The following is a 24,884-nucleotide window of genomic DNA, read 5'->3' as shown; positions in this document are numbered from 1 at the left end:
GATTATCATTCGCGACTCGGTTTTTTACTGCTCAAAAGATACCCTTAGCGTACTCGATTCGTTGCCTCACAAAAACTGAAACGGATTCGTATTCGCTGTTGAAATTAGTAGTTCAACGTCGATTTTTTTCTGATCGAATCGGCGCTTCAATTCGTTGACGACGCCTTCTTTCATGACCGACTCTACATGATGTCCGGGATCAACGACCGCTAGTCCAAGTGCCATCGCATCATGGGCGACATGAAAATAGAGATCACCCGTGACAAGAACATCGGCTCCGGCAAAAGCTGCTGTCGAGACATATTTATTCCCATCGCCACCGAGAACAGCGACTTTATTGATCTCCCGTGATTCGTCTCCAACGAAACGCAAGTTTTGAACACCAAACACCGTCCGAACGTGCTCTGCAAATGCCCGTAATGTCATCGCTTCTGGCAATCGACCGATTCGCCCGAGACCAAGTGGCGCTGCCGGACGTTCCTGCTTTATGAGATCATAGGCTACCTCTTCGTAAGGATGTGCCTGCTTCATCGCTCGAATGACTTGTTTCTGATTCAATTCCGTCACGATCGTCTCAATTCGGACTTCAGAAACTCGCTCGAGTTGATTCGCTTCACCGATATATGGCGTAGCCTCAGGCGACGGTCGGAATTGCCCAGTTCCATTGACATGAAACTGGCAGTCACTATAATCCCCTTCTTGCCCGGCTCCTGCTTTCGCAAGTGCTATCGAGACACGCTCTGCATCTTCTGTCGGTACAAAAACGCTCAACTTGTAGCGCGTATTTTCAAATGTGGGGGTGAGAACTTCACATGACTCAAGACCGATTGCCTCTGCCATCCAATCATTGACCCCTCCTGGTGTCACATCAAGGTTCGTATGCGCAGCGTACACCGCAATATCGTGCTTGATACATTTTGTGACGATGCGTCCTGTTGCGGAACGATCCGTCACATTCGCTAACTTGCTAAAAATCGGTGGATGATGCGCGATGATGAGATCAACCTTTTTTTCAATCGCTTCATCAACGACAGACTCCAAGACATCAAGTGTCACGAGCACACGTTTTACGTCCTTGTTCAACGTTCCAATATGCAAACCGATCGGATCACCCTCGAGCGCGAATTTTTTCGGAGCGAATGCTTCAAACTGCTCAATGACATAATTCCCATTCGCCATCAGCTTGTCACCTCTTCCATCTTTTGAATCAATCGTTCGATTGCTATGATTTTTTCAGATAAGATTTCCGTAGTTTGTCCTTGCTTCATCTGCTCCAAAATATACTGACGTTTTTGTTTTTCCATTTGCCACTTTGCAATGAATTCTGGCGCTCGCTCTCGCATCAACTGAGGACCAAAGAAGAGTTCCCATTGTCGTGTTGTTTCATCTTCCGAATATAAGGTTTCTTCGCCACGTTCCGCGACAAGGATTTCATAAATCTTCCCATTCTCCTCGACGATGGCTTCTGACAATAAGGCATACGAATGTGCGAGTAACCAGTTTCGGACATCGACTGCATCGACATTCGGTTGTAGAATCAAACGTTCTTCTCCCGACAATCGATCTTTCCCTTCTTCAAGGATTGAGGCAATCAATGTTCCACCCATTCCCGCGATCGTGATCGCTGTCGCTTCTCCCGGTTTCAATACCGATAGACCACTCCCAAGACGGACATCAATTTGGGACTCGAGTCCTACAAGTGCCACTTGTCCTTTTGCGGCTTCCATCGGTCCTTCATTCACTTCCCCCGCGATGGCGCGTTCGATTTTATTTTGTTGGATACAAAAACACGGTACGAATGCATGATCCGAACCAATATCTGCAAGGATGGCTCCTTGTGGAATATACGACACGACTTTTTGGAGTCGTTGATCCAATACGACGTTCATTTGCATCTTCTTCATCCTTCCTATTTTCCGAAAACTCTCTTTTAAAATAGCGGATTTACAGTAAAAAAGAAACCATCCGCCCATAAAAAAACATCCATCTCGTAACGAGATAGATGCTCTTGTTCTTATTTCTTAGCAGCTAACCATTTAGCTAGAACAGCTGCTTCTTCGTCATTCGCAAGACCGCCAGGCATTTGCCCTTTACCGTTCATTGCGATGTCCTTGATTTCATCTTCTTTCAGCTTCGCGCCGATCTTTGTTAAGTTCGGACCAACGCCGCCTTCTAAGTTTCCACCGTGACATCCTGTACATCCTTTAGATGCAAACAAGTCTTCTGGCTTCATTTCTGCAGTTGACGGCCCTTTGCGAGCTTCCTTCACCTGATCGACCCCAAAGTAAGACAATGAAATCATTGCGATGATGGCGATGACTGCGATCGCCGCAAACGGTACTAATGGATTACGCATTTGGATTCCCCCCATATTCTATACCCAACCAAGTTGGTGACTGAATGGTATTCCCCGTTACTATTCTACTGTAAAAAAAACAGGGAAGGAAGAAAAAAACGAAACTTTTTTCTCCCTTCCCACTAAAATTTCATATATTCTTCACACTTTGAATTAATCGAGGAAGTCTTTCAAGCGTTTTGAACGACTTGGATGACGAAGTTTCCGAAGTGCTTTTGCTTCGATTTGACGAATCCGCTCACGCGTGACGCCAAACACCTTGCCGACTTCTTCGAGTGTTCGAGTCCGACCATCATCAAGTCCGAAGCGAAGACGAAGGACGTTTTCTTCACGATCCGTGAGTGTATCTAACACATCTTCGAGTTGCTCTTTTAAGAGTTCATATGCAGCAGCATCCTGTGGTGCTGTCGCATCTTGATCCTCGATGAAATCACCGAGGTGTGAATCGTCTTCTTCCCCGATCGGTGTCTCAAGAGAAACCGGCTCTTGCGCAATTTTCAGGATTTCGCGAACTTTTTCCGGCGTGATTTCCATCTCTTTCGAAATCTCTTCCGGTGAAGGTTCGCGTCCGAGATCTTGCAAAAGTTGACGTTGGACACGAATCAATTTATTGATCGTCTCAACCATATGAACCGGAATCCGGATCGTCCGTGCTTGGTCGGCGATCGCACGTGTGATCGCTTGACGAATCCACCACGTTGCATACGTCGAGAATTTATATCCCTTCGTATAGTCGAATTTCTCGACCGCCTTGATCAGACCCATGTTACCTTCTTGAATCAAATCAAGGAACAACATACCGCGTCCGACATACCGTTTAGCGATCGAAACGACGAGACGTAAATTTGCTTCCGCTAGACGTTTTTTCGCTTCCTCATCGTTTTGTTCGATTCGTTTCGCGAGTTCAACTTCGTCTTCTGCATTCAACAAATCCACGCGTCCGATTTCTTTTAGATACATCCGGACAGGGTCATTGATCTTAACGCCGGGTGGAACAGACAAATCGTTCAAATCCGCCTCTTCCTTTTCATCTCCTGTACCGTCATTGTTAACCTTGATACCTTCTGTTTCGAGCAACTGAAGGAATTCCTCGAATTGCTGAGCATCCATTGATTCGAACGAACTCAGTTTGTCTTCGATTTTCTGGTGCGACAATTCACCATTCTTATGTCCGAGCGCGATGAGTTCCTCTTTCGCGAGACGGAGTAATTCAGCTTCTGATCTTGCTTTTTCTGCCATCGAACCATACACTCCTTCCACATCATGCAGCAGGTCATCGATCTTTTAAACGACGCTTTCGTTCAATGATCGCCTGCATCAGTTCCGCTTGGGCACGGATATCTGTTTGTTGATTCAATCGTGATTTTTCTTCTTCGAGCAATCGACGTTGCTGTTCGTTCTGGACGGCACGAATGTAATGACTGAGTAAGTCAGGATCATATTCAGGCATCAGCATGAACTCTAGATCCACTACGATTCGTTGCAGGGAAGCATCATGGAGCATCGTCAAAAAACGATCGGAACTTCCTTGCGTACCTGTCCCGTAAAATTCATATAACTTGCCGGCAATCAATTGATGTGCCGGATCATTGAATTGGACACCCAGCTGCTCACGCACTTCTAGACATACTTCTTCGGAACGGATCATGTAGGCAAGCAAGAAGCGTTCTGCCTTTTTCCAGTTCGCGAACGTTCGATCAGGAGGTGCTGTCGGTACAGCGGTCGGGCGATCGGAAACGATTTGTTCTCTTTTCGGCTGTTGAACGGTTGGACGCACTTGTGCGATCAAGGAATCTTTCGAGAGTTTAAATTCCTCAGAAAGTTTTCCTAAATAGATGTCCCGTAACAACGGATTGGATGTTCGACCAATCTCTTCAAGCATAGTTTCAATATATCGAACGCGTTCTCCTTCTAATCGCAAGTTTTTTCCTTGTCGAAAATAAAAAGATTTGAATTCAAGACTTGAAACCCGTTTTTGTTCGATCCAGTGTAAAAACGTCTCTTCTCCCTGGTTCCCAATAAAAGAGTCAGGGTCTTCGCCATCCGGTAAGCGGATGACGGAACAGTCGACGGCAACGGCCTCAAGCAACTGTAAGGCTTTTAGCGTCGCAGCGCGTCCTGCTTTGTCTCCGTCATAACAAACAATGACTTCATCGACGATGCGTGCCAGGTTTTGGGCATGAACAGGCGTTAACGCTGTTCCTAAAGAAGCTACCGTATAAGGTATACCCGCTTGAGCAACACGCACAACATCAAGATTTCCCTCAACAAGGACGACTTGTTTAATTTTACGCATCGCCCCTCGTGCTTGAGCAAATCCAAATAACAGTTCACTTTTATTGAACAAAGGGGTTTCCGCTGTATTAACATACTTTGGGTCACGACCGTCAATCGAACGACCACTAAATCCGACGATCGTGCCATCACGATCGGAAATAGGGAACACGACCCGACCGTTGAATCGATCTCGATAATCACCATCACGTCCGATTGAAATCAATCCCGCTTCGACCATCTCATCTAAATCAAACCCACGTCGTGCCAAGGAATCCACTGTAAAACGATCTTGATCCGGTGCATACCCGAGTCGAAACTCACGCATCGCCCCCTCGCGTATACTGCGATTTTCTAAATAGATTCTTCCGGCGTCGCCTGCTTCCGTTTGAATCAGCACCTCGTGATAGAGCTCGGTGACGATTCGATGCGCTTCGCGCATGCGGAACTTCTTTTCCTGTTCAGGCGTCGATTCCGACTGCTCGAATCGGTCTGGTTCTAGCTCTGGAAGTGTGACGTCGCTTCGATCGGCTAATTTCGAAACGGCTTCCTTGAAACTCATTCCTTCTGTTTCCATGACGAAAGTGATTGCATTTCCTCCTGCACCACATCCAAAACAGTAGTACATCCCTTTATCAGGAGAAACAGAAAAGGAAGGTGATTTCTCAGAATGAAACGGGCAAAGCCCTGAATATCGATTCCCTTGTTTTTTTAATTCTACACGTTCTGAAATCAATTCGACGATGTCCGTTGCTTGGCGGACCTGATCGACGATTTCATCAGGAATTCGCTTCATTCCGTCCTCTCCCCTTTCCTTGAGAACTTATCCTTACATGACCATACCCGCAATGAAACGGAACGATGACTCGTTCCGTTTCATTAGAAAAAGGGCATTATCTCATTTATCAGCTAAACAAGTATACTATGTTCCTGACTGCTTGACTAGTCATGCGCTTTCCCGGAAATTCCGGTCAAAATCAAATTCGCCGTCTCTTCGACTGCTTTATTCGTCACATCAATAATTTGGCATCCGATTCGTTCATATAAATTCCGTGCGTATTCAAGTTCCCGGTTGATTCGGTCCATCTGCGCATAGGCTGCTTCAGGTTTGAGTCCTAATGAACGCAATCGTTCCATTCGGATATCGATCAACTTTTCCGGTGAGATGAGTAGTCCAAAACATTTTTCTTTTGGAATATCGAATAGCTCTGCCGGTGGAATCGATTCGGGTACGAGTGGTACATTTGCTACTTTATATCGCTTTAAGGCTAAATACTGCGAGAGCGGCGTTTTAGATGTACGCGACACACCGATCAAAACGATATCGGCGCGTTTAATTCCTTTTGGATCACGTCCATCGTCATACTTAACAGCGAATTCGACCGCTTCGATTTTCCGGAAATATTCCTCATCTAAGCGATAGATTAATCCAGGTTCTTCCTTCGGTTGCATCTGCAAACGGTCTTCCATCGTGTCAAGCAATGGACCAAGTAGATCAATCGCCTTTACACCGTGGGCACGCGCTGTGTCTGCAAGCAAACGACGATGCGTCGCATGAACGATCGTAAAAGCGATCGTTGCTTGTTCTTCTTTTGCATGAAGAACCAAGTCATAAATGACTTGATCATCATCGACGAACGGAATGCGGACCGTTTCGATGGCTTGTTCCGGGAACTGAATAGCAGCTGCGCGGACGACGAGTTCACACGTCTCTCCGACAGAATCACTCACGACATAAATCCGTTGACGCATCAGGAGCCCCCCTTAAATTTCTTCATCACGTGCTAAAGCGACCAACACTTTCGTCATGTTCGTTTTCGTCATTCGACCGACGACTTTCAAGACCCCGTTCTCTTCTTCGACGACTGGCATCGAATCAATCTGTTTTTCGATCAGTTTCATGCCGGCACCAATTAACGTTTCCGATTTTTCACAGACTGTCAAATTTGGCATTCGTGTCATGATGATATTGACCGGTAACGAGTCTAATTCTTGATTACCGATTGCCGCACGTAGAAAATCCTTACGTGATAGCACACCGACCAACGCATGGTCCTTGCTGACGACAAACAGCGAACCGACATCTTCTAGGAATAAGTGGACGATTGCATCATACACAGTCATCCCTTCATGAATGACCTTTGCTGATGACATGAATTCGCCGACGGTCAAGGTGTCCAGTTTCTCATGAAGCATGGAAGCATTTTTCTTTCCGACATACATATAGCCGACACGTGGGCGCGCTTCTAACATGCCGGTCATCGTTAAAATCGACAAATCAGGTCGTAACGTCGCTCGTGTCAGGGAGAGCGCTGCAGCAATCTGCTCTCCCGTGATCGGACCATTCTCTTTGACGATTTGGAGTATCTTTTTTTGCCGTTCATTTAACTTCATCGGCTCATCCGTCCTTTTTCTTTACGCTAAAGTGAGTGCATTGAACCGAGCGACTGATTCGATTGCTTCTGCAAATCGTTTCATTTCGCTAAGACGGTTCGTACGGACCGTTTCGTCATCCGTCATGATCATCGTACCGTCAAAGTAGGCTGTGATCGATGGAACGGTTGCCTCAAGTGCCTCAAGTGCACGTGCATAGTCAAGTGACGCGATAGCTTGATCGACCTCTGGTAAGGCTTTCTCAATCGCCTCATGCAATTCGCGTTCCGCATCATTTTCAAAGAGCGCTGGATTAACAGTTGTGACACTTTCTGCTTTTTTCGAGATGTTCAAGACACGGCTTAATTGTTCGACCGTTTTCTTGAACGATTCTTTTTTCGTCGCCTCTTCGAGCATGGCAGCACGCTGTTCATTCGCTTCGACTGTCAACATATGGTCAAGAGCGGCTTCGACGACATCATGACGGAAGTCCATTTCCGATAGACGGTACTTCAAACGTTGCGCAAAGAAATCTTGTAATGCGGCTTGTACTTCTTCGGCATCCTTCGTATAAAGACCTGCTGCTACCTGTTCAGACACGACGAAGGCAATCAGTTCAGTCAATGTCAAGTTCAACTTACGATCCGATAAGATTTGCACAATTCCTTGTGCTTGACGACGCAATGCATACGGATCCGCTGATCCACTTGGAATCATGCCGACACCGAAGAATCCAGCGACGCTGTCCATCTTATCAAGGATCGCGTAGAGTGTCCCTGTCGGTGTCTCCGGACTTGCATCACCCGCGAAGCGTGGCATGTAATGTTCGCGAATCGCAGCAGCGACTTCCGGATCCTCGTTTTTCATGTTCGCATAACGTTCACCCATCAGACCTTGTAATTCCGTGAATTCATAGACCATCTGACTGACGAGGTCGAATTTATAAATCTGACCCGCGCGTTCGACACGTGTTTTGTCTGCGCCGACACGGTCAGCAAGTGCGAGTGCCATTTGACGTACACGACGGACTTTTTCACCTGTCGTTCCTAATTTTTCATGGAAGACGATTTTATCAAGACGTTTCGCCTGTTCATCAATGTCTGCTTTTTTATCTTCTTCATAGAAGAACTGAGCATCTGCTAAACGGGCACGAATGACTTTTTCGTTTCCGCGAGCAACGTTTTCAAGATGGGTTGCGTTCCCGTTTCGTACTGTCACGAAATAGTGGAGCAACGCACCGTCACGTTTGACTGGGAAGTACCGTTGATGTTCTTTCATCGTCGTGATCAAGACTTCTTCCGGCAACTCAAGATACGCTTCATCGAATGCACCGAACAAGGCTGTCGGATATTCGACGAGATTCGTGACTTCTTCAAGTAAAGACGCATCGATCGGTACTTCGAATTGTTCACGCGCCGCAAGCGCCGCGATTTGTTCTTCGATTAATTGACGACGAGCTTCATAACTGACGATGACGTGCTCTCCTGCGAGCGCTTCGACATAGGCATTCGGACGAAGAATCGTGATGTCTTGCCCAAGGAAGCGATGCCCACGAGACGTCCGACCTGTTTCGACGGATGCGACTTCAAACGGGATGACTTGATCGTCAAGAAGAGCAATTAACCAGCGAATCGGACGCATGTAGCGTAACGATTGTGTGCTCCAACGCATGTTTTTCGGGAACGTCATCGCTTCAACGACTTGTTTTAATCCGGGAAGTAGATCGGCTGTCGCTTGTCCAGTTTCCTTACGCGTCGCATAGAGGTATTCGACTCCCTTTTCTTCCCCAAGGAAGAGATCGTCCGTCGTGAGTCCTTTACCACGCGCGAATCCTTCTGCAGCTTTCGTCCAGTTCCCTGCTTCGTCCATCGCGATCCGTTTTGCGGGTCCTTTCAATGTCTCTTCGAGGTCGCTTTGACGTGCTGCGAGACCCTTGACATATACTGCAAGACGGCGTGGTGTCGAGAAGGATTCGACGCTTGTGAACTCAATCCGTGCTTCTTCAAGGAAACGCGTCACGCGTTCCTTGAGTTGTGTTTCGGATTGAAGGACGAATCGAGCCGGCATTTCTTCTAAACCGATTTCAAGTAATAATTCATGCATGTGACTCACCTGCTTTCGACTTGATCAATGGGAAGCCAAGACGTTCCCGTTCTTCGATGAAACTTTGCGCACAACGGCGCGACATGTTCCGTACACGATGGATGAATCCTGTGCGTTCCGTGACGGAAATCGCCCCCTTCGCGTCGAGAAGGTTAAAGGTATGCGAACATTTCAAGATGTAATCATATGCTGGGAAAACGAGATTCTCATCCAAGGCACGATTCGCTTCTTTTTCATATTGATCGAATAATGTAAAGAGTAAAGCGACATCTGATGTTTCAAATGTATACTTCGAATGTTCGAATTCCGGTTGATAGAAAATATCACCGTATTTGAACCCATCTGTCCAAACGAGATCAAAGACGCTCTCGACATCTTGGATGTAAGAAGCGAGACGCTCGATTCCGTAAGTGATCTCTACTGCGATTGGATTACACTCGATTCCACCGACTTGTTGGAAGTACGTGAATTGTGTAATTTCCATTCCATTTAGCCATACCTCCCAGCCGAGACCAGCAGCACCGAACGTTGGGTTCTCCCAGTTATCCTCTACGAAACGGATGTCATGTTCGAGTGGATTGATCCCGAGCAACTCGAGACTTTGTAAGTACAATTCCTGAATGTTGTCAGGTGATGGTTTCATGATGACTTGGAATTGATGGTGTTGATACAGACGGTTCGGGTTTTCTCCATAACGACCATCAGCCGGACGGCGTGATGGTTCTGTATAACAAACGTTCCACGGTTCCGGTCCGAGACTCCGTAAAAACGTCATCGGATTCATCGTACCGGCTCCTTTTTCTACGTCGTATGCTTGCATCGTCAAGCAGCCTTGTTCTGCCCAAAATTTTTGTAATGTCAAGATCATGTCTTGTACTGTCATCTTCACGACTTTCACCTCCGAAATGATTAAGGAACGCAAAAAACGCCCCTATGTACAACAATCGTTGCACATAGGGACGAGACGAGCCCGCGGTTCCACCCTACTTGCATGCATCGCATGCCACTCTTTTTGACAAAAAACACTCCGAAACGCCGTTCGCGCCCCTCTCACTCCCAGCTCGCACCACCCTGGAATCGCTTGATTGAGAAAAAAGACGGTACTCCTTTTCGTCATCGTGTTCATTTAGTTACTTCTTCCGCATTCATTCTACCGAACCCGCTTGTTGCTGTCAATCGTTGCCGAAATCAATCAACTGGTCGAGGACACGTTTTGAACGCAGACGTAACCCGCTGTAGCGTTCCATATAAGCATCCATGATTTGACGCAATAGACGCTTCGTTTCTGGCTTTACCGTCACGGTACCAATCCGTGAGAAATCATAGACGGAAAACACATAGAGCATCTTCGCAACTGCCTCTGACATATAGACAGCATGTTCATCCTCATGGCGATGCCGGCGACAGAGTAGACCGCCGTGGTGTAACGAAAAAGCGAATGGCGCTTCAGCACTTCCGCAAATCGTACAACCATTCAAATGTGGAGCAATGCCTAGATGACGCAACAGACGCAATTCGATGATGAAAGAGACGACGTCAGGATCTAGTCCTTCATCCATCGCCTCTAGTCCTTCGACGAATAAATCGTACAGCGCCGGTTGCGGCACCCGTTCATCAAGCGCTTTATCCGCAAGCTCCAATAGATACATCGCATAGGCCATCAACACGACATCTTGCCGAATATGCGCATGACTTGTAATGACGTCTGCTGATTTTAACTGACCGAGACCCCGTGAACGTGGATAGATATAGACAGCTCGGACGAAAGGCTGACTAGCCGCGTTAAAACGGCTACCCGGCTTCTTCGCTCCTCGCGCCATGACGGCGAGCTTGCCGTATTCACGTGTCAGTAGCGTAACGATCTTATTCGATTCACCATATACGACCGTTCGTAATACAAGCCCTTCCGCCTTATCGATCATCGCTTAATACTCATCATCGCGGAAGCCGAGTTCACGCAATTGACCGGCCTTGTTGCGCCAATCCTTTTGGACTTTGACCCACAAGTTCAAGTAAACTTTCGTCCCGAGTAACATCTCGATGTCCGTTCGTGCTTCAGAGCCGATTTCTTTTAGAAGTGCTCCGCGTTTACCGATGATGATTCCTTTTTGGGAATCGCGCTCGATCAAGATCGTCGCATGGACATCCACCATATTTCCATTCTCACGCGTCTTGATTTGATCAATCGCGACGGCAATCGAGTGTGGTACTTCATCGCGTGTCTTTTGCAAGACTTTTTCACGAATCATCTCTGAGATGATGAAGCGCTCTGGGTGGTCAGTGACTTGATCCGCTGGGTAATACATCGGTCCTTCTGGTAGAATTTTTGCGATTTCTTCAAGTAACGGTCCGACGTTATTCCCTTGTAGCGCCGAAATCGGAACGACTGCCGCGAACTCGAGTTCATTTTTGTACGACTCGATGATCGGTGGAATATCATTCGGATGAATCAAATCGACTTTATTCATGACGAGAATGATTGGTGTATCGAGTTCCTTCAATTTTTCAATAATGAAGTCGTCACCTTTTCCTTTTGGTTCCGTCACGTTGACCATGAACAAGATCGCATCGACTTCACGCAATGCGTTCGTCGCGACCTTCATCATGAAATCGCCGAGTTTATGTTTTGGTTTATGGATCCCAGGTGTATCGATGAAGATCGTCTGAACATCTTCTGTCGTGTAGACACCTTGAATCTTATTACGCGTCGTTTGTGGTTTATCAGACATGATGGCAATTTTTTGTCCGATGACACGGTTGAGGAATGTCGATTTTCCGACGTTCGGGCGTCCGATGATCGAGACAAAGCCCGATTTGAATCCTTCTTTAAACATGTAAATCTCCTTTCGTGAATGCTCCCGGTAAGAGGGCGCCCACTGTTGTTTCTGTGACATCCCCTTTAAGGTTCGTCAAATAGATTGGCATATCCGCATCACACATCTCTGATAACACTTGGCGGCATTGTCCGCATGGTGCGACCGGTCCTTCTGTGTCCGCAACGACAGCCATCGCTGCATACTCGCGCGCATCTTGTGCCCACGCAGAGAAGATAGCTGTCCGTTCTGCACAGTTACAAAGACCATACGCTGCGTTTTCAATATTGCAGCCATGGAAGACTTGTCCGTCTTTCGTTAAGAGAGCAGCACCGACTTGGAATTTTGAATATGGAACATACGCTTTTTCGCGTGCACATTTAGCTTGTTCGAGTAATTGTTCTGTTTTCATGTGAGTATCCCCTTTTTAGGAACGGTATTGGCCAAAAAGGCCGGATTCTTATTGTACCAAATATGGGATGAAGATGCATAGCGCAATCGCAACAGATGTAAGCGCCAACACTAAAACAGCACCACTCGCGATATCTTTGACTGCTTTTGCCAGTGGATGCCACTCCTGCGTCACGAGATCCACGACGCGCTCAAACGCTGTATTGAACATCTCGGCACTTATGACGATCCCGACCGTCAGAAAAAGAATCGCTCGCTCGACAGATGTCAACGGTAATAAAAAGGCGACAAGTAATACGATGCCGCCAATGATGACATGAACTTTCATATGCCGTTCTTCTCGAATCGATTGGCGCAACCCATGCATCGCATGTCGAAATGGTTGCCACCAGCTTTTCACAATGTGCCCCGGAATAACTCGAAGTGATGCAGGATTTCCTCCTGTCGCTTCGTCATGATTTCCTCATCTGCCTTTTCAATGTGATCATATCCGAGTAAGTGGAGGAAACCATGGACGGCGAGAAAACCGAGTTCACGCTCGAAATGATTGCCATATTCAGCCGCCTGTTCGCGACATCGTTCCACGGAAATGATCAAATCACCGAGGACGACTGGTTCATCTTCCAATAATCCAAAATCAATTTCATCTTCTCCGAGTTCTTCCATCGCGAAGGAAATGACGTCTGTCGCCTGATCTTTCCCACGCCATTCACGATTAATCTCTTGAATTTCATCGTTTGAGACGAAAGTCACGGACAACTCACTGTTCGGATCGACTTCTTCTTGTTCCGCCGTGTAAATCAAAATCGATTCGACAAGCTGTCGTTGCTCTTCCGTTAGACGATTATTTTCGTCTGTCATATAAATGTTCATTTCGTTGCCTCTTTCTTTAATTCTGGATACTCGATTCGTTCATGGAACAAACCGGATAAGGTATGACATGCACTTTCACCAACGCGATAAATCTCGCGTGTCGTGATGTCACATTCCGCAAATTGGTCGTCCATCATCTTTTCACGAATGATTTTCTCGACTAGGTCCCGAATTCCTTCTTCCGAAGGAGCTTTCATTGAACGAACAGCCGCTTCAATCGAGTCGACGATCATGATGACCGCCGCTTCACGCGTTTGTGGTTTAGGTCCTGTATAACGGAACGTATCCTCATCGACTTCACCTTGTTCTGCTGCCTTGACATAAAAATATCGGAGCAACGATGTTCCATGATGCTGGCGACAAATATCGATGATCGCTGCCGGGAGTTTTGCTTTTTCGAGCAATTCAACACCATCCTCTGTATGTGCCAAGATGACACGTGCCGACTCTTCCGGCGTCAATCGATCATGCGGATTGCGTCCATGCTGGTTTTCAATGAAATAAAGTGGTCGTCGTGTTTTTCCTAAATCATGATAGTAGGCACCGACTCGCGCAAGCAACCCATCTGCACCGATTGCTTCACAGGCTGTTTCTGCTAGGTTCGCGACCATCATGCTATGATGATACGTTCCTGGCGCTTCGACCAAGAGTTTCTTCAACAAGGGATGCGTCGGGTTCAACAGTTCGAGCAGACGCGTCGGTGCTAAGATACCAAATGTCATTTCGAGGAACGGCAATAACCCAATCGCAAGAATGGCACTCAAGATCCCACTAGCAATCGCAAAACCGACTAAAGTCAATGTTTCACGTAATTCGAATGTGCCACTACGTAATAGAACGAATGCAAAGAAAATCGCGATGTTTGCTCCGGCAATCGAAATACTGCTCATGAAAATACGACGACGTGACAAACTAGACTGTAGGAAAAACGTTGCGACTAAACCACCGACTAACAAATAGATCGCGATATTGAAGCTGAAGTTTTGATTCGTACTATAGAAGAATGTTCCGGCAAGTGCCGTGAAGAGTGAACTTGACAATGCAATCCGTTCGTTTAATAAATTGCGCAGAACAAGCGCAACAAAAGCGGTCGGTGTGAGTAAGTAAAGTGCAGGATTGATATCGTTTGCTAAAAACGCCATGCCATACATGACAAGCAATTGTAAGCTGACGACGAGGTAGACAAGCCCAAACAACCGGATCCGCCCCATCTGTGCATACCGTAGTTTCGAGCGATGAATGAAGCCGAATAGGAAAGCAGTCATCAATGCACTGACAAGCATCGCTCCAAGTAACGGTTTCAACGACTGACGGTCAGAAATCAAGCCGACGAGTTGTAGCTGGCGGTAAGCATCTTGCGAAATCACTTCGCCTCGCTTCACGATCACTTCCCCTTCCGAGATGATGACCGGTTCCACTTTATCACTTGTTTGTTTACGAAGCTGTTCCGTCTTTTCCGGATCATAGACGTAGTTCGTCACGATCAGTTGATCGGTCAACGCTTTGGCAATCGCCTTTAGCGAGAAAGAAAGCGGTGAACGTTCGATATCAGTTCGGGCATTTTCACGTGCTTCAGCCACTTCGCCGCCATCAGACGAGATGCGCTGACGCATCGCTTCTTCGATTGCTGTAATGACGACATCCCGTGTCGTGTCTCGAAGCGCTGTCGTTGAAGCTACAAGTAAACGTAGTTCGTCGTCCTTTAAAAGAGTTGCCGCTTCTGTCCCACGCAAACGCTGTTTGATTTTACTGATCTCGTCTGCTTTTTTAATGCCGGATAAACTAGCAAAAAGTTGTTCGACTTTATCAATTTGCTGTGCTGCATACTCTTGTTTAATCGTATACTGACTCTCGATTGCAGCAATCGCATTTTCCTTGATTTGATTCGTCGCGACCCGATCCTCCATCGTCAATGGCGACCGGATGTCTTCTTCTGCAATCGAGAATGGTTCTGCGGACAAGGCTTCTGGTCGGACACTGACATACATCATCGTCGATACGACGAGATAGAACACTACTGTCAAAAGTCCAACCCAGACCCTAACCTTGCGCATATCATCTCCCCCTTTTTCCATTATTCCCGTAACGGCTTATGTCAATTCCTGACTGTAAGCATCAACGATTTTCCGGACAAGTGGGTGACGCACGACATCAGCTGAGCCGAAGTGTTCGAAATGAATGCCTTTGACATTTCCGAGCAGATGCAATGCTTCTTGTAGACCAGACGTTTTTCCGCGCGGAAGATCAACTTGTGTCAAATCGCCTGTGACGATCATCTTCGAATGAAAACCAAGACGTGTCAGGAACATCTTCATTTGTTCACGTGTCGTGTTTTGCGCTTCATCTAGAATGACAAAGGCATGTTCAAGTGTCCGCCCACGCATATAAGCGAGTGGCGCAATTTCGATGACACCACGCTCAAGTAGTCGAGCCGTATGTTCGACACCAAGGACGTCGTGTAACGCATCGTATAGAGGACGTAGATATGGATCAACTTTTTCTTTAAGATCACCAGGAAGAAATCCAAGATTCTCTCCTGCTTCTACTGCTGGACGCGTCAGGACGAGTCGTTTGACATTTCCTTCCTTCAGTGCTTTTGCAGCCATCACGACTGCGAGATATGTTTTTCCGGTCCCCGCTGGTCCAATACCAAATGTCAAATCACAGCGATCAATTCCGCGGACGTAACGTGCTTGACCGAGCGTTTTCGCACGAAGTGGTTTTCCTTTATGATTCGTATGGATGACCGTATCGTAAAGTTCCAGTAGTTCATCCACCCGATCTTGACGTGCGAGTTGAATGGCGCTCGTTGCGTCACGCTCCGTCAAAACAGCTCCACGATTGACGAGTTGCTTCAGGACACCAACGACTTGTCCTGCCAAGATCACAGACTGTTCCTGTTCGGATTGTGCCAACAGCTCATCTCCTCGATGTGTAAGCTGGACTTCAAGTTCCGCTTCCATCGTACGTAAGACTGCGTCATTCGGACCGACGAATGCTTGAATCTGTTCTGAATTCGAAAATGCAAATGGGATTCTTTCGTTGAATATCACGTTGTGAATGGCCTCCTAGTCATGGATAACAAGTTGTCATCGCTTCATATCTAATCTCTTCCACTTTAGCACTTCCACCGAAAAGATGGAAAGAAAAACCCGTTTCCACCTTTTGGAAAACAAAAAGAGTCGATCCTACACGTTTCGTAGGATCGACTTCCTGTCCAACCATCATCGTTTTCGTTTAGAGACAGGCGCTCCGAGAACCTCACTCCAGACGATCGCACGTCGCATTTCGTCTTGCGAAAGCGTCGTTGCTGATGCCGAACGACTCGATGTTCCAATAGCACCGTCTGCGACGCTGTCTTTGATTTCACCAATACTCGAAGAAGGCACCCCTTTTTTCGAATGTTGTTTCTGACGTTGGTCCAAACGTTGTTGCAATTCCGTTCGTTCATGAACTGGTCGTGCTTTCGTTTGGGTTACCCCAGGTTGTTTCTTCGCAGGTGCTTTTTTACGAACGACAGGTGGAGGTGTCGTCTCTTGTCGAACCGTATCCACCTGTTCGACCATTTGCTTCACATACTCCCCGAACTCTTTTGAAGGTGTCCGGTTCGTCTGCTTCGGTTTTTTATCTGCTGCTTTTGAGATGACGGAGATGACACCGAATGCGATCATCAATCCGACCCATATGATATCCATACCGTCTCACCCTTTACTGTGAGTCATGTGGTGATGATTGTCCACCGATTGCTTGACGCATTTTCGTATCGGCTGTCACGTTCAAGTAGTTCGCATAATCCATGACGCCAAAATTTCCGTCACGCATCGCTTCTGCGATAGCAAGTGGTACTTCCGCTTCAGCAGCGACAACCTTCGCTCGCATCTCTTCAACACGTGATTTCATCTCTTGTTCGCTTGCGATCGCCATTGCGCGACGCTCTTCCGCCTTCGCTTGCGCAATGTTCTTATCTGCTTCCGCTTGATCCGTTTGAAGGACCGCACCGATGTTCTTACCAATATCAATGTCTGCGATATCGATCGAGAGAATTTCAAACGCCGTTCCTGAATCGAGTCCTTTTGCAAGTACTGTCCGTGAGATCATTTCTGGATTCTCAAGTACTTCTTTTTGGTCATTACATGATCCGATGGTTGAGATGACGCCCTCACCAACACGCGCGATGACTGTTTCTTCCCCAGCACCACCGACGAGACGATCAATATTCGCACGTACCGTGATCCGGGCTTTCGCTTTCACTTCAATCCCATTCATCGCGACACCGGCGATGAACGGTGTTTCGATGACTTTTGGGTTAACCGACATTTGAACAGCTTCTAAAACATTACGACCAGCAAGATCAATCGCCGCTGCGCGTTCGAAGCTCAGCTCGATATTCGCCCGGTGTGCTGCAATCAAGGCATTGACGACACGGTCAACGTTACCCCCTGCAAGGAAATGACTTTCCAGTTGGTTCGTATTCAAGTTCAATCCCGCTTTAACTGCCTTGATCAACGGATTGACGATTTTTGATGGTGTTACTCGACGAAGACGCATCCCGACTAATGTAAAGATTGATACGCGTACGCCTGCTGCGAGCGAGCTAATCCAGAGTGGAATCGGGACGAGCGTGAAGAAAATAGCGAGGAAAATTAAGATTCCTCCAGATATGAGTAATACGGTCAATAATTCAGGTGTCATGTGTGGGACTCCTCCTTCGTATGTTGGACTCTAACAATGACGCGTCCGTGCGTCACTTCTTTTACAACGATCGTTTCCCCCGCTTGAATGAAGGTTCCTTCTGTAACGGCATCGATTCGGTTCCCATCGATTTCAATCGTTCCTGACGGACGTAATGGTGTCAGACTGACTCCTTCTTGTCCTAACAGTTGTACTTTGTCTTGATGAGAAAGGTAGCCCTTTTCAGACGATGTAGAATCCGTCAAAATCAAACCTCTCCAAAGCAATGACTGATTTGATTTTATTCTGCGATACGCCCAGAACCCGGCCGCAAGTGACAGAAAAACTGCAAGCCCAACGGCTAAACCGACTTGTCCGACGGTCGCACCTGCCATAATCAAGCTAGCAAGGACAGCACCGATCCCAAGGACGCCAAAGATTCCAAACCCTGTGACGAATATTTCAACCAGTAACATGAGTACCCCGATCATGAAGACCGTCAAAATCATCCCTAAGCTAAACGTCATGCGTACGTTCACCCCTTTTCATTCGTGTCAGAAGCTACTTCTTTTGCACTTTGATTCGTTACTACAATTATATACGCTTTCAAAACAAAAAGGTTTCATGACTATTCTGAATTCATCAAGAAACTTTAAAAACGTGACAGGAACGACAAAAAAAGGTGTCCCTCGGGACACCTTTCCATGTATTAAGCGAGACGTTGTTTGACGAGTCGATTAATTAAGGCACCGTCTGCCTTGCCCTTAAGCTGCGGCATGACGACACCCATTACTTTCCCCATATCCGAAGGAGCAGAGGCACCCGTCTGCGCAATAGCTGCGTCGACGATTTCCTGTACTTCTTCCTCGGAAAGCTGTTTTGGCATATAAGCTTCGAGCACGACAATCTCTGCTTGAATTTTCTCGACGAGATCGTGACGACCAGCGCTTTCGAATTCTCGGAGGGAGTCGTTGCGCTGCTTCATTTCACGTGAAAGAATCGTTAATTCTTCCTCGTCTGTCAATTCTTGCTTACCGAGTTTGATCGTTTCATTTTGCAGCGATGATTTCACCATGCGAATCGTCGTAAGACGATCTTTTTCACGAAGACGCATGGCATCTTTCATATCCGCTGTCAAACGCTCCTGAAGACTCATGAGGATACACCCTCTCTAACGTTAGAACTTCTTACGCTTACGCGCAGCCTCCGATTTAAGCTTACGTTTTACACTTGGCTTTTCGTAGTGTTTACGTTTACGAACTTCTGCAAGCGTACCATCTTTTGAAACACCACGTTTGAAGCGACGAAGTGCGTCTTCAAGTGATTCATTTTTACGTACACGAGTTTCCACTAGTTTTCCCTCCCTCCGATATTACCGACTAAAGGAAACGTGTCAGACACGTCATACAACATTATAGTAGGAATATACAATTTGGTCAACAGTTGATTCAAGCGACTTTTCTGTACCCTACGCTGTTCCTTTTTGTTCTTTTCTATCCTCTCATGCTTGCATCCGTTTGACAACAAAATCTGATCATTCCTGCATCAAAATTCAGAAACTTTTTTGTAAGCGTTATCATCATTTTTTAAAATGTTTTGTCAAAAAGGGTGATGATGTGTCAAAATATAGGCAATTATCAAACAAAGGAGTGTGACATCACGTATGAAAGAAGCAAAACGCATCATCTGGGGTTTGATTCTCGGCGTAGTTCTCGGAATCATTCTGGCCAGCTTACCGGATAAGTCGATTTATGAAGGATTGAATAAATATGCTCTACAACCAATCGGAACAATCTTCCTGAACTTGATTAAGATGCTCGTCGTACCGATTGTCTTCTTCTCAATCGCCCTTGGTGTCATGGGACTCGGTAATCCAAAAGAACTGGGTCGTGTCGGTGGAAAAGCGATTACTTACTTCATGACGACGACAGCTGTCGCGATCGTCATCGCTCTCGGTTTATCATTATTGATTAAACCGGGTACATTCGGTAACTTCGAAACGCAAGATCTTGAATATGATAACGGCAATCTACCAGATACGAGTTTGATCAATACGATCGTCGGTATGTTCCCGACGAACCCGATCACGTCGATGGCGGAAGGCAACATGTTACAGATCATCGTCTTCAGTGTCTTTATCGGTTTCGGGATCACATTTCTCGGTAAAAAGGTCTCGACGTTACGGACTTTCATTGAACAGGGTAACGATTTAATGACATATTTGATCACACTCGTCATGAAGATGGCGCCGCTCGGAGCGTTCGCCTTGATTGCATCGGCAGTCGGTTCACAAGGCTTTGATTCCTTAAAAGCGATGGGACTTTATATGGGTGTCGTCATTTTATCTTTGATCGTTCATTCTGTATTGACATATGGCTCGACTGTCTCACTTCTTGGGAAAATGAATCCGTTCTTCTTCTTTAGAAAATTCGCACCTGTCATGTTGTTTGCTTTCTCGACGTCTTCGTCGAACGCAACACTTCCTGTCGCTATGCAAACGGCTCAAAAAGAGCTGAAGGTTCCACGCTCCGTCTCTAGTTTCGTTCAGCCACTCGGTGCGACGATCAACATGGATGGGACGGCAATCATGCAAGGAGTTGCGACTGTTTTCATTGCGCAAGTCTATGCGGTTGATTTAACACCTGGGCAACTTGCGACGGTCGTTCTGACAGCTGTTCTCGCATCGGTCGGAACAGCTGGTGTTCCGGGTGTCGGTCTCGTCATGCTAACGATGGTTCTTCAGTCGGTCAATTTACCCGTCGAAGGGATCGCTTTGATCATCGGTGTCGATCGTCTTCTGGATATGATGCGTACAGCCGTCAATATCACGGGTGACGCAGCATGTGCCGTCATCGTCTCGAAATCAGAAGAAGGTAACCTCAAAGAAGGCGAAGAAACCGATGAACGCTATGCGTAATCGTATGTCTCTTACTCCAAGAAAGGACGTTCCGCAAACTGCGGAACGTCTTTTGTCGTTTGTTTGATTATTTTGCTAAGACGAACGAGCTGAGTCCCTCAACACGAACCGTACCTGAAACAGTGCGGATCGTTTTTGTTCCTGCTTGTTTACCATCTACGAGAAGCTTCCATTTCCCTTTCGGTAGCTTCATGTCAACTACTGTTCGATTTGCATTGTGAATGACATATAAATCGTTCTTCTGTTGTGGAGCGTCGTCATCTAGTCGATACGCAATGACTTGTGCCGGTGCTGCTTCAAACGTCAAGTAACGACGGATATCTTTCGCTGTTGCTAAGTGAAGTGCAGGGTTCTTCTTGCGTAATTCGATTAATCCTGTCATATAATCGACGTCTTGTTGACGATCCATCTTCCGTTTCCAATCGAGCTGGTTGACAGAGTCCGGTGATTTATATGAGTTATGATCGCCACCTTTTGTCCGCATGAAGTCCTGACCTGCATGGATGAACGTCGTTCCTTGTGACGTCAGCAAAATACTTGAAGCTAGACGGTGCATCTTCGTCTTCGTTGCGTCATTGTCTTGTGGATTCGTCAGGTTCAACTTATCCCAGAGGGTATGGTTATCATGTGCTTCAACGTACGTGATCGCTTGATCTGGTTCTTGCGTAAATCCTTGAATGTCTTTATCATAAGCAATCTCGCCGACGATACCACGTTTGATACGTGTCTCAAGACCCGCTTTCCCGTTGATGAATCCAGCATCCGTGTCTTCGAAGACACTACCTTTGAGCGCATCACGCAGGTTGTCATTGAAATGTCCGATTCCCGGCATTTGTTTTGTGTTCGTTTGGTTTGCTTTCTCTGAATCTGGAAGAGGAGTTCCGAGGCTCCACCCTTCTCCGAACACTAGAATCGACGGATCAATTCGCTTCGTCGCCTGTTTGACAGCGTTCATCGTCTTGACGTCGTGAATGCCCATCAAGTCGAAGCGGAAGCCATCCCAGTGGTATTCCTTTGCCCAGTACGAGACAGAATCAACGATTAGTTTATGCATCATTTGACGTTCAGACGCTGTATCGTTCCCGACACCTGTACCGTTCGCTAAATCGCCGCCTTCTGTATAGCGGTAGTAGTAACCAGGGACGATCTTATCAAGATTTGATGCTTTGGCGTCGAACATGTGGTTATAGACGACGTCCATGATGGCACGTAGACCATTGTCATGGAGTCCTTGGATCATCTGTTTCATTTCCGTGATCCGGACTTTTGGATCATATGGATTTGTCGCATACGATCCTTCTGGTGCATTGTAGTTCTTCGGATCATAACCCCAGTTGTATGATTTAAGCGGATTCGTCTCATCGACGGACGCTGTATTGAAATCATAAACAGGAATGAACTGGACATGCGTGATACCAAGTTCCTTTAAGTGATCGAGTCCCGTCTTTGTCTTCGTTTTTTTTCCATCCTTCGTTAAACGTGTACCTGGCTCGATGACACCAAGATATTTTCCTTTTTGTTTGATACCTGAATCGTAACCTGAATTCGTCACATCAAACATCGATAGATCACGGACATGTGATTCATAAATGATCGCGTCTGTTGCGTGACGAAGTGGCATTTTCCCATTCGTCCAGCGTTTTGGATCCGTCTCGCGTAAATCAACGACGACACCTTGGTCTCCGTTAACAGCGACCGCTGTCGCATACGGATCAACGGCACGCGTCGATTCTTTTGCGTGTTTGACTTCATATGTGTAACCGACACCGTCAAGATCACCCTTGACCGTCACTTGATAGACACCACGATCCGTCCGTTTCATCTGGATTTCACGCGTGATATCTTTTGTCGTAGCTGCTTGTTGTTTCGGTAAACGATATAACTCGAGTTCAACGGCTTGCGCTGTCGGCGCCCAGACCTTGAATGTCGTCTTCGATTTCTGATAGTCGACGCCGAGCTTACCACCATAGGCATACTTTTGATCGAATGCTTTCGAACGCAGTACCTTCCCTGCTTCAAGAACTGCTTCTCCAAAAACAGGATGCGTCACGCGGACGACTTTTGCTAAATCGATATCAGAAGCGACTTCGACTTTCGCCGTCTTGGCATCGATCGCTGATACGACTGGATTCGTCACACCTTCGAACGTAAATGCCTTTAAGTCTTCTGCCGTCATCGGTGTATTCGTTTTAAGCGTCATCGTCCGGAAGTCATCAGCCAAAAAGCTCGTGATTTTTGGCGTCCGATCAATTTCCGGTTTGCTGTAGTACACTGTCTGGTCCCCTTCGATCAACCAGATGTCCTTCGCACCTGCATAAAAGAAACGATCGGCTCCGTCTTTTTCCGACCAGCCCTCAAGATGAGGAATGACGCCTGCAAGACGTGCTTTCGTTGGGTTATCAAGCGTTACTTTGGCAATGGCACCGAACTCATCCTGCTGATCGAATTCGAATCGTTTGCCATCTTGCGCTTCCGGCCAAGACCAGACGCCGTATTTATCATAATCATTGTCATACCGATAATAGTGGATATTCGTGTCGATTTTTTCGACGTCTGCTCCATTAGTCGGATTGACCGTCGAGATATCCTTGCTTCCCGACTCGATCCAGATTTCAGCAACTCCGTTTTTAATCATATCTTTCGTGATGAAACGATCGTTCTCAGATCCCCCATCCTTGTTCCAGTTATCATCTCGCACGATGAAGCCGACTTTTTCCGGCTGATCGACTGGAAATTCATAGGCTGCGATTTTTCCGTAAGCATCTTCACCATTAAAGGCATGTGCTTTATTCGGAAAATAATCCGGACCATTTGTCCATAACCACAGGTTCCAATCCTTCGTGGCATTCGGGTCTTCCTTGTAGTGAATGATGACCAATGTAGACTTTCCTTTTTCCAGTGCTTGACCAGATAAAGACAGTCCACTAAATATTAGTGCAAACGTTAGCGCAACGATACAAACGGATCTTATGCGTTTCATACGATAGCCATCTCCTTTGTTATGTAATCGTTTTCATTTTGCATCCGTTTACAAGTCCTGTCAAAGCCTATTTGATGATTCGAACAGAAAATAAGACTTTTGAACCAAAGTGATTCGGTTGGATGGAAAACGACAAAAAAAGAACCGTCCGTGTGGTAGACAGTCCTTTTTACCGGGTTTAAGAAGACGCGAGGATGGCATGAATCTTAGCTTTCGTTTGTCTCATGGATTCATCCGATGCAAAGAAGTACCATACCCCATCGTTTGCGATATAGCCTTCTCCATCTAGCTTTAATGGTTTCAGCTGTTTGAATCCCGGCTGATTTTCTTGAGCAAGTTGTGCCGCCACGTCAAAACCGATGTTCGTCGCGAAATTATGCTTCATGACATTCGTGATTTCTTCCATCTTGGTCAGTAAACGAGGTCCAGCCAGTTTAGCACCGACGGCTTCTAAAACTTGACGTTGCCGAATCTGTCTGCCCATATCGCCGAGTGGATCTTGTTTTCGCATACGTGCGTAACCACTTGCTTCTAGACCAGTTAAATGAATCTTTCCTTTTTTATACTCCTTTTGTAAACGACGGTCGTTCCAGCTGAAGGCGGATGGATTATCCACTGTGACACCGCCAACAGCATCAATCAATTCAATCAACCCATCCATATTGATCTTAGCGTAATATGGGATATCGACATCAAACGTTTGTTCCACCGTCTCGACCGTCTCCTTCACACCACCATAGGCATACGTATGATTGATTTTCGTCTTCTCACCTGTCGGTATCGTAACTTGCATGTCGCGTGGAATGGACAACGAAGTCGCTTGCTTCGTTTTCGGATTAAACGATAGCAACATGATGGCATCTGCCCGTCCCTTATCATTCTTTCGCTCGTCGACGCCAATCAAGAGGACATTGACTGGCTTCATCGATGCGAGTGGCTTTGCTTTTTCCCCACCCAACGGCTGTAAAAAGGAATGCGCCGTCTGTTGGATTTTTAAAAATGCCAGTCCCGTCGAAGCGCTAGCAATCAAGACGATCACGAGCAGAAGCGCACTGATGACGCGCCAGAGGATCGGAGGTCTTCGTTTATCGATGGGTGATTTCATGCTCTGTT

24 protein-coding genes are annotated in these 24,884 nt (G+C 46.7%); 1 reads left to right on the top strand and 23 read right to left on the bottom strand.

Annotated features, from left to right (window positions below; genetic code table 11):
• Window positions 1-66: 66 nt before the first annotated feature.
• From VJ374_RS04445 to rpsU, 21 genes are all read right to left on the bottom strand, one after another.
• Window positions 67-1,179, bottom strand: coding sequence for a Nif3-like dinuclear metal center hexameric protein (locus VJ374_RS04445; protein ID WP_329470306.1), 1,113 nt, complete (start codon window positions 1,177-1,179; stop codon window positions 67-69).
• Window positions 1,179-1,904: a tRNA (adenine(22)-N(1))-methyltransferase gene (locus tag VJ374_RS04440; protein ID WP_308101165.1), complete on the bottom strand. Its 726-nt coding sequence runs from the start codon at window positions 1,902-1,904 to the stop codon at window positions 1,179-1,181. Before VJ374_RS04440 ends, VJ374_RS04445 begins: the two co-directional genes overlap by 1 nt.
• 110 nt (window positions 1,905-2,014) lie before the next feature.
• A complete protein-coding gene (gene cccA, locus VJ374_RS04435; protein ID WP_056060134.1) occupies window positions 2,015-2,356 on the bottom strand; it encodes a cytochrome c550 in 342 nt (113 codons plus the stop codon).
• A gap of 153 nt (window positions 2,357-2,509) precedes the next feature.
• Window positions 2,510-3,595, bottom strand: a complete 1,086-nt coding sequence (gene rpoD, locus VJ374_RS04430; RefSeq protein WP_023467512.1) for an RNA polymerase sigma factor RpoD — start codon at window positions 3,593-3,595, stop codon at window positions 2,510-2,512.
• Between the two features lie 34 nt (window positions 3,596-3,629).
• On the bottom strand, window positions 3,630-5,426 hold the full coding sequence (gene dnaG / locus VJ374_RS04425; protein WP_329470305.1) for a DNA primase: 1,797 nt from the start codon (window positions 5,424-5,426) through the stop codon (window positions 3,630-3,632).
• A gap of 146 nt (window positions 5,427-5,572) precedes the next feature.
• On the bottom strand, window positions 5,573-6,382 hold the full coding sequence (locus VJ374_RS04420; protein ID WP_035409206.1) for a pyruvate, water dikinase regulatory protein: 810 nt from the start codon (window positions 6,380-6,382) through the stop codon (window positions 5,573-5,575).
• Between the two features lie 12 nt (window positions 6,383-6,394).
• Window positions 6,395-7,024, bottom strand: a complete 630-nt coding sequence (locus VJ374_RS04415) for a transcriptional regulator CcpN (RefSeq protein WP_029341036.1) — start codon at window positions 7,022-7,024, stop codon at window positions 6,395-6,397.
• A gap of 21 nt (window positions 7,025-7,045) precedes the next feature.
• On the bottom strand, window positions 7,046-9,106 hold the full coding sequence (glyS, locus tag VJ374_RS04410) for a glycine--tRNA ligase subunit beta (protein ID WP_056060127.1): 2,061 nt from the start codon (window positions 9,104-9,106) through the stop codon (window positions 7,046-7,048).
• Window positions 9,099-9,989 carry a glycine--tRNA ligase subunit alpha gene (gene glyQ / locus VJ374_RS04405; RefSeq protein ID WP_029341034.1) on the bottom strand — a complete coding sequence of 297 codons (891 nt, stop codon included), beginning with the start codon at window positions 9,987-9,989 and terminating at the stop codon, window positions 9,099-9,101. Before glyQ ends, glyS begins: the two co-directional genes overlap by 8 nt.
• 289 nt (window positions 9,990-10,278) lie before the next feature.
• Complete coding sequence (recO, locus tag VJ374_RS04400; protein ID WP_214854844.1) at window positions 10,279-11,028, bottom strand: DNA repair protein RecO; 750 nt, start codon at window positions 11,026-11,028, stop codon at window positions 10,279-10,281.
• Between the two features lie 3 nt (window positions 11,029-11,031).
• Window positions 11,032-11,940: a GTPase Era gene (era, locus tag VJ374_RS04395; RefSeq protein WP_023467500.1), complete on the bottom strand. Its 909-nt coding sequence runs from the start codon at window positions 11,938-11,940 to the stop codon at window positions 11,032-11,034.
• On the bottom strand, window positions 11,933-12,331 hold the full coding sequence (locus VJ374_RS04390) for a cytidine deaminase (protein WP_329470300.1): 399 nt from the start codon (window positions 12,329-12,331) through the stop codon (window positions 11,933-11,935). The genes era and VJ374_RS04390 overlap by 8 nt, the downstream gene beginning before the upstream one ends.
• Window positions 12,332-12,379: 48 nt before the next feature.
• A complete protein-coding gene (locus tag VJ374_RS04385) occupies window positions 12,380-12,730 on the bottom strand; it encodes a diacylglycerol kinase family protein (RefSeq protein ID WP_035409213.1) in 351 nt (116 codons plus the stop codon).
• Window positions 12,727-13,203, bottom strand: a complete 477-nt coding sequence (ybeY, locus tag VJ374_RS04380) for an rRNA maturation RNase YbeY (protein ID WP_056060122.1) — start codon at window positions 13,201-13,203, stop codon at window positions 12,727-12,729. The genes VJ374_RS04385 and ybeY overlap by 4 nt, the downstream gene beginning before the upstream one ends.
• A complete protein-coding gene (locus VJ374_RS04375; protein ID WP_329470298.1) occupies window positions 13,200-15,257 on the bottom strand; it encodes an HD family phosphohydrolase in 2,058 nt (685 codons plus the stop codon). Before VJ374_RS04375 ends, ybeY begins: the two co-directional genes overlap by 4 nt.
• A 36-nt stretch (window positions 15,258-15,293) precedes the next feature.
• Window positions 15,294-16,256, bottom strand: a complete 963-nt coding sequence (locus VJ374_RS04370; protein ID WP_329470296.1) for a PhoH family protein — start codon at window positions 16,254-16,256, stop codon at window positions 15,294-15,296.
• A 171-nt stretch (window positions 16,257-16,427) separates the two neighbouring features.
• Window positions 16,428-16,898, bottom strand: a complete 471-nt coding sequence (locus tag VJ374_RS04365; RefSeq protein WP_035409220.1) for a hypothetical protein — start codon at window positions 16,896-16,898, stop codon at window positions 16,428-16,430.
• Between the two features lie 13 nt (window positions 16,899-16,911).
• Window positions 16,912-17,895, bottom strand: coding sequence for a flotillin-like protein FloA (gene floA, locus VJ374_RS04360; protein ID WP_035409222.1), 984 nt, complete (start codon window positions 17,893-17,895; stop codon window positions 16,912-16,914).
• Entirely contained in the window at window positions 17,892-18,401 is a 510-nt protein-coding gene (locus VJ374_RS04355) for an NfeD family protein (protein ID WP_035409223.1), read from the bottom strand. Before VJ374_RS04355 ends, floA begins: the two co-directional genes overlap by 4 nt.
• Before the next feature lie 182 nt (window positions 18,402-18,583).
• Window positions 18,584-19,030, bottom strand: a complete 447-nt coding sequence (locus VJ374_RS04350) for a GatB/YqeY domain-containing protein (RefSeq protein WP_035409225.1) — start codon at window positions 19,028-19,030, stop codon at window positions 18,584-18,586.
• 21 nt (window positions 19,031-19,051) lie between these two features.
• Window positions 19,052-19,225, bottom strand: a complete 174-nt coding sequence (rpsU, locus tag VJ374_RS04345) for a 30S ribosomal protein S21 (RefSeq protein ID WP_012369719.1) — start codon at window positions 19,223-19,225, stop codon at window positions 19,052-19,054.
• Between the two features lie 312 nt (window positions 19,226-19,537).
• Between rpsU and VJ374_RS04340 the strand changes: the two genes are divergently transcribed.
• Window positions 19,538-20,791, top strand: coding sequence for a dicarboxylate/amino acid:cation symporter (locus VJ374_RS04340; RefSeq protein WP_329470289.1), 1,254 nt, complete (start codon window positions 19,538-19,540; stop codon window positions 20,789-20,791).
• Window positions 20,792-20,858: 67 nt separating this feature from the next.
• Here VJ374_RS04340 and pulA read toward each other — a convergent pair whose 3' ends face one another.
• Window positions 20,859-23,771 carry a type I pullulanase gene (gene pulA / locus VJ374_RS04335; RefSeq protein WP_329470287.1) on the bottom strand — a complete coding sequence of 971 codons (2,913 nt, stop codon included), beginning with the start codon at window positions 23,769-23,771 and terminating at the stop codon, window positions 20,859-20,861.
• A gap of 178 nt (window positions 23,772-23,949) precedes the next feature.
• Window positions 23,950-24,876, bottom strand: coding sequence for an LCP family protein (locus VJ374_RS04330; protein ID WP_329470285.1), 927 nt, complete (start codon window positions 24,874-24,876; stop codon window positions 23,950-23,952).
• Window positions 24,877-24,884: the final 8 nt, after the last annotated feature.

The organism is Exiguobacterium sp. 9-2, from assembly GCF_036287235.1.
Classification (GTDB): Bacteria; Bacillota; Bacilli; order Exiguobacteriales; family Exiguobacteriaceae; genus Exiguobacterium_A.
Note: the sequence above shows the minus strand (reverse complement) of the source record. Positions and strands in the feature narration are given on the sequence as shown.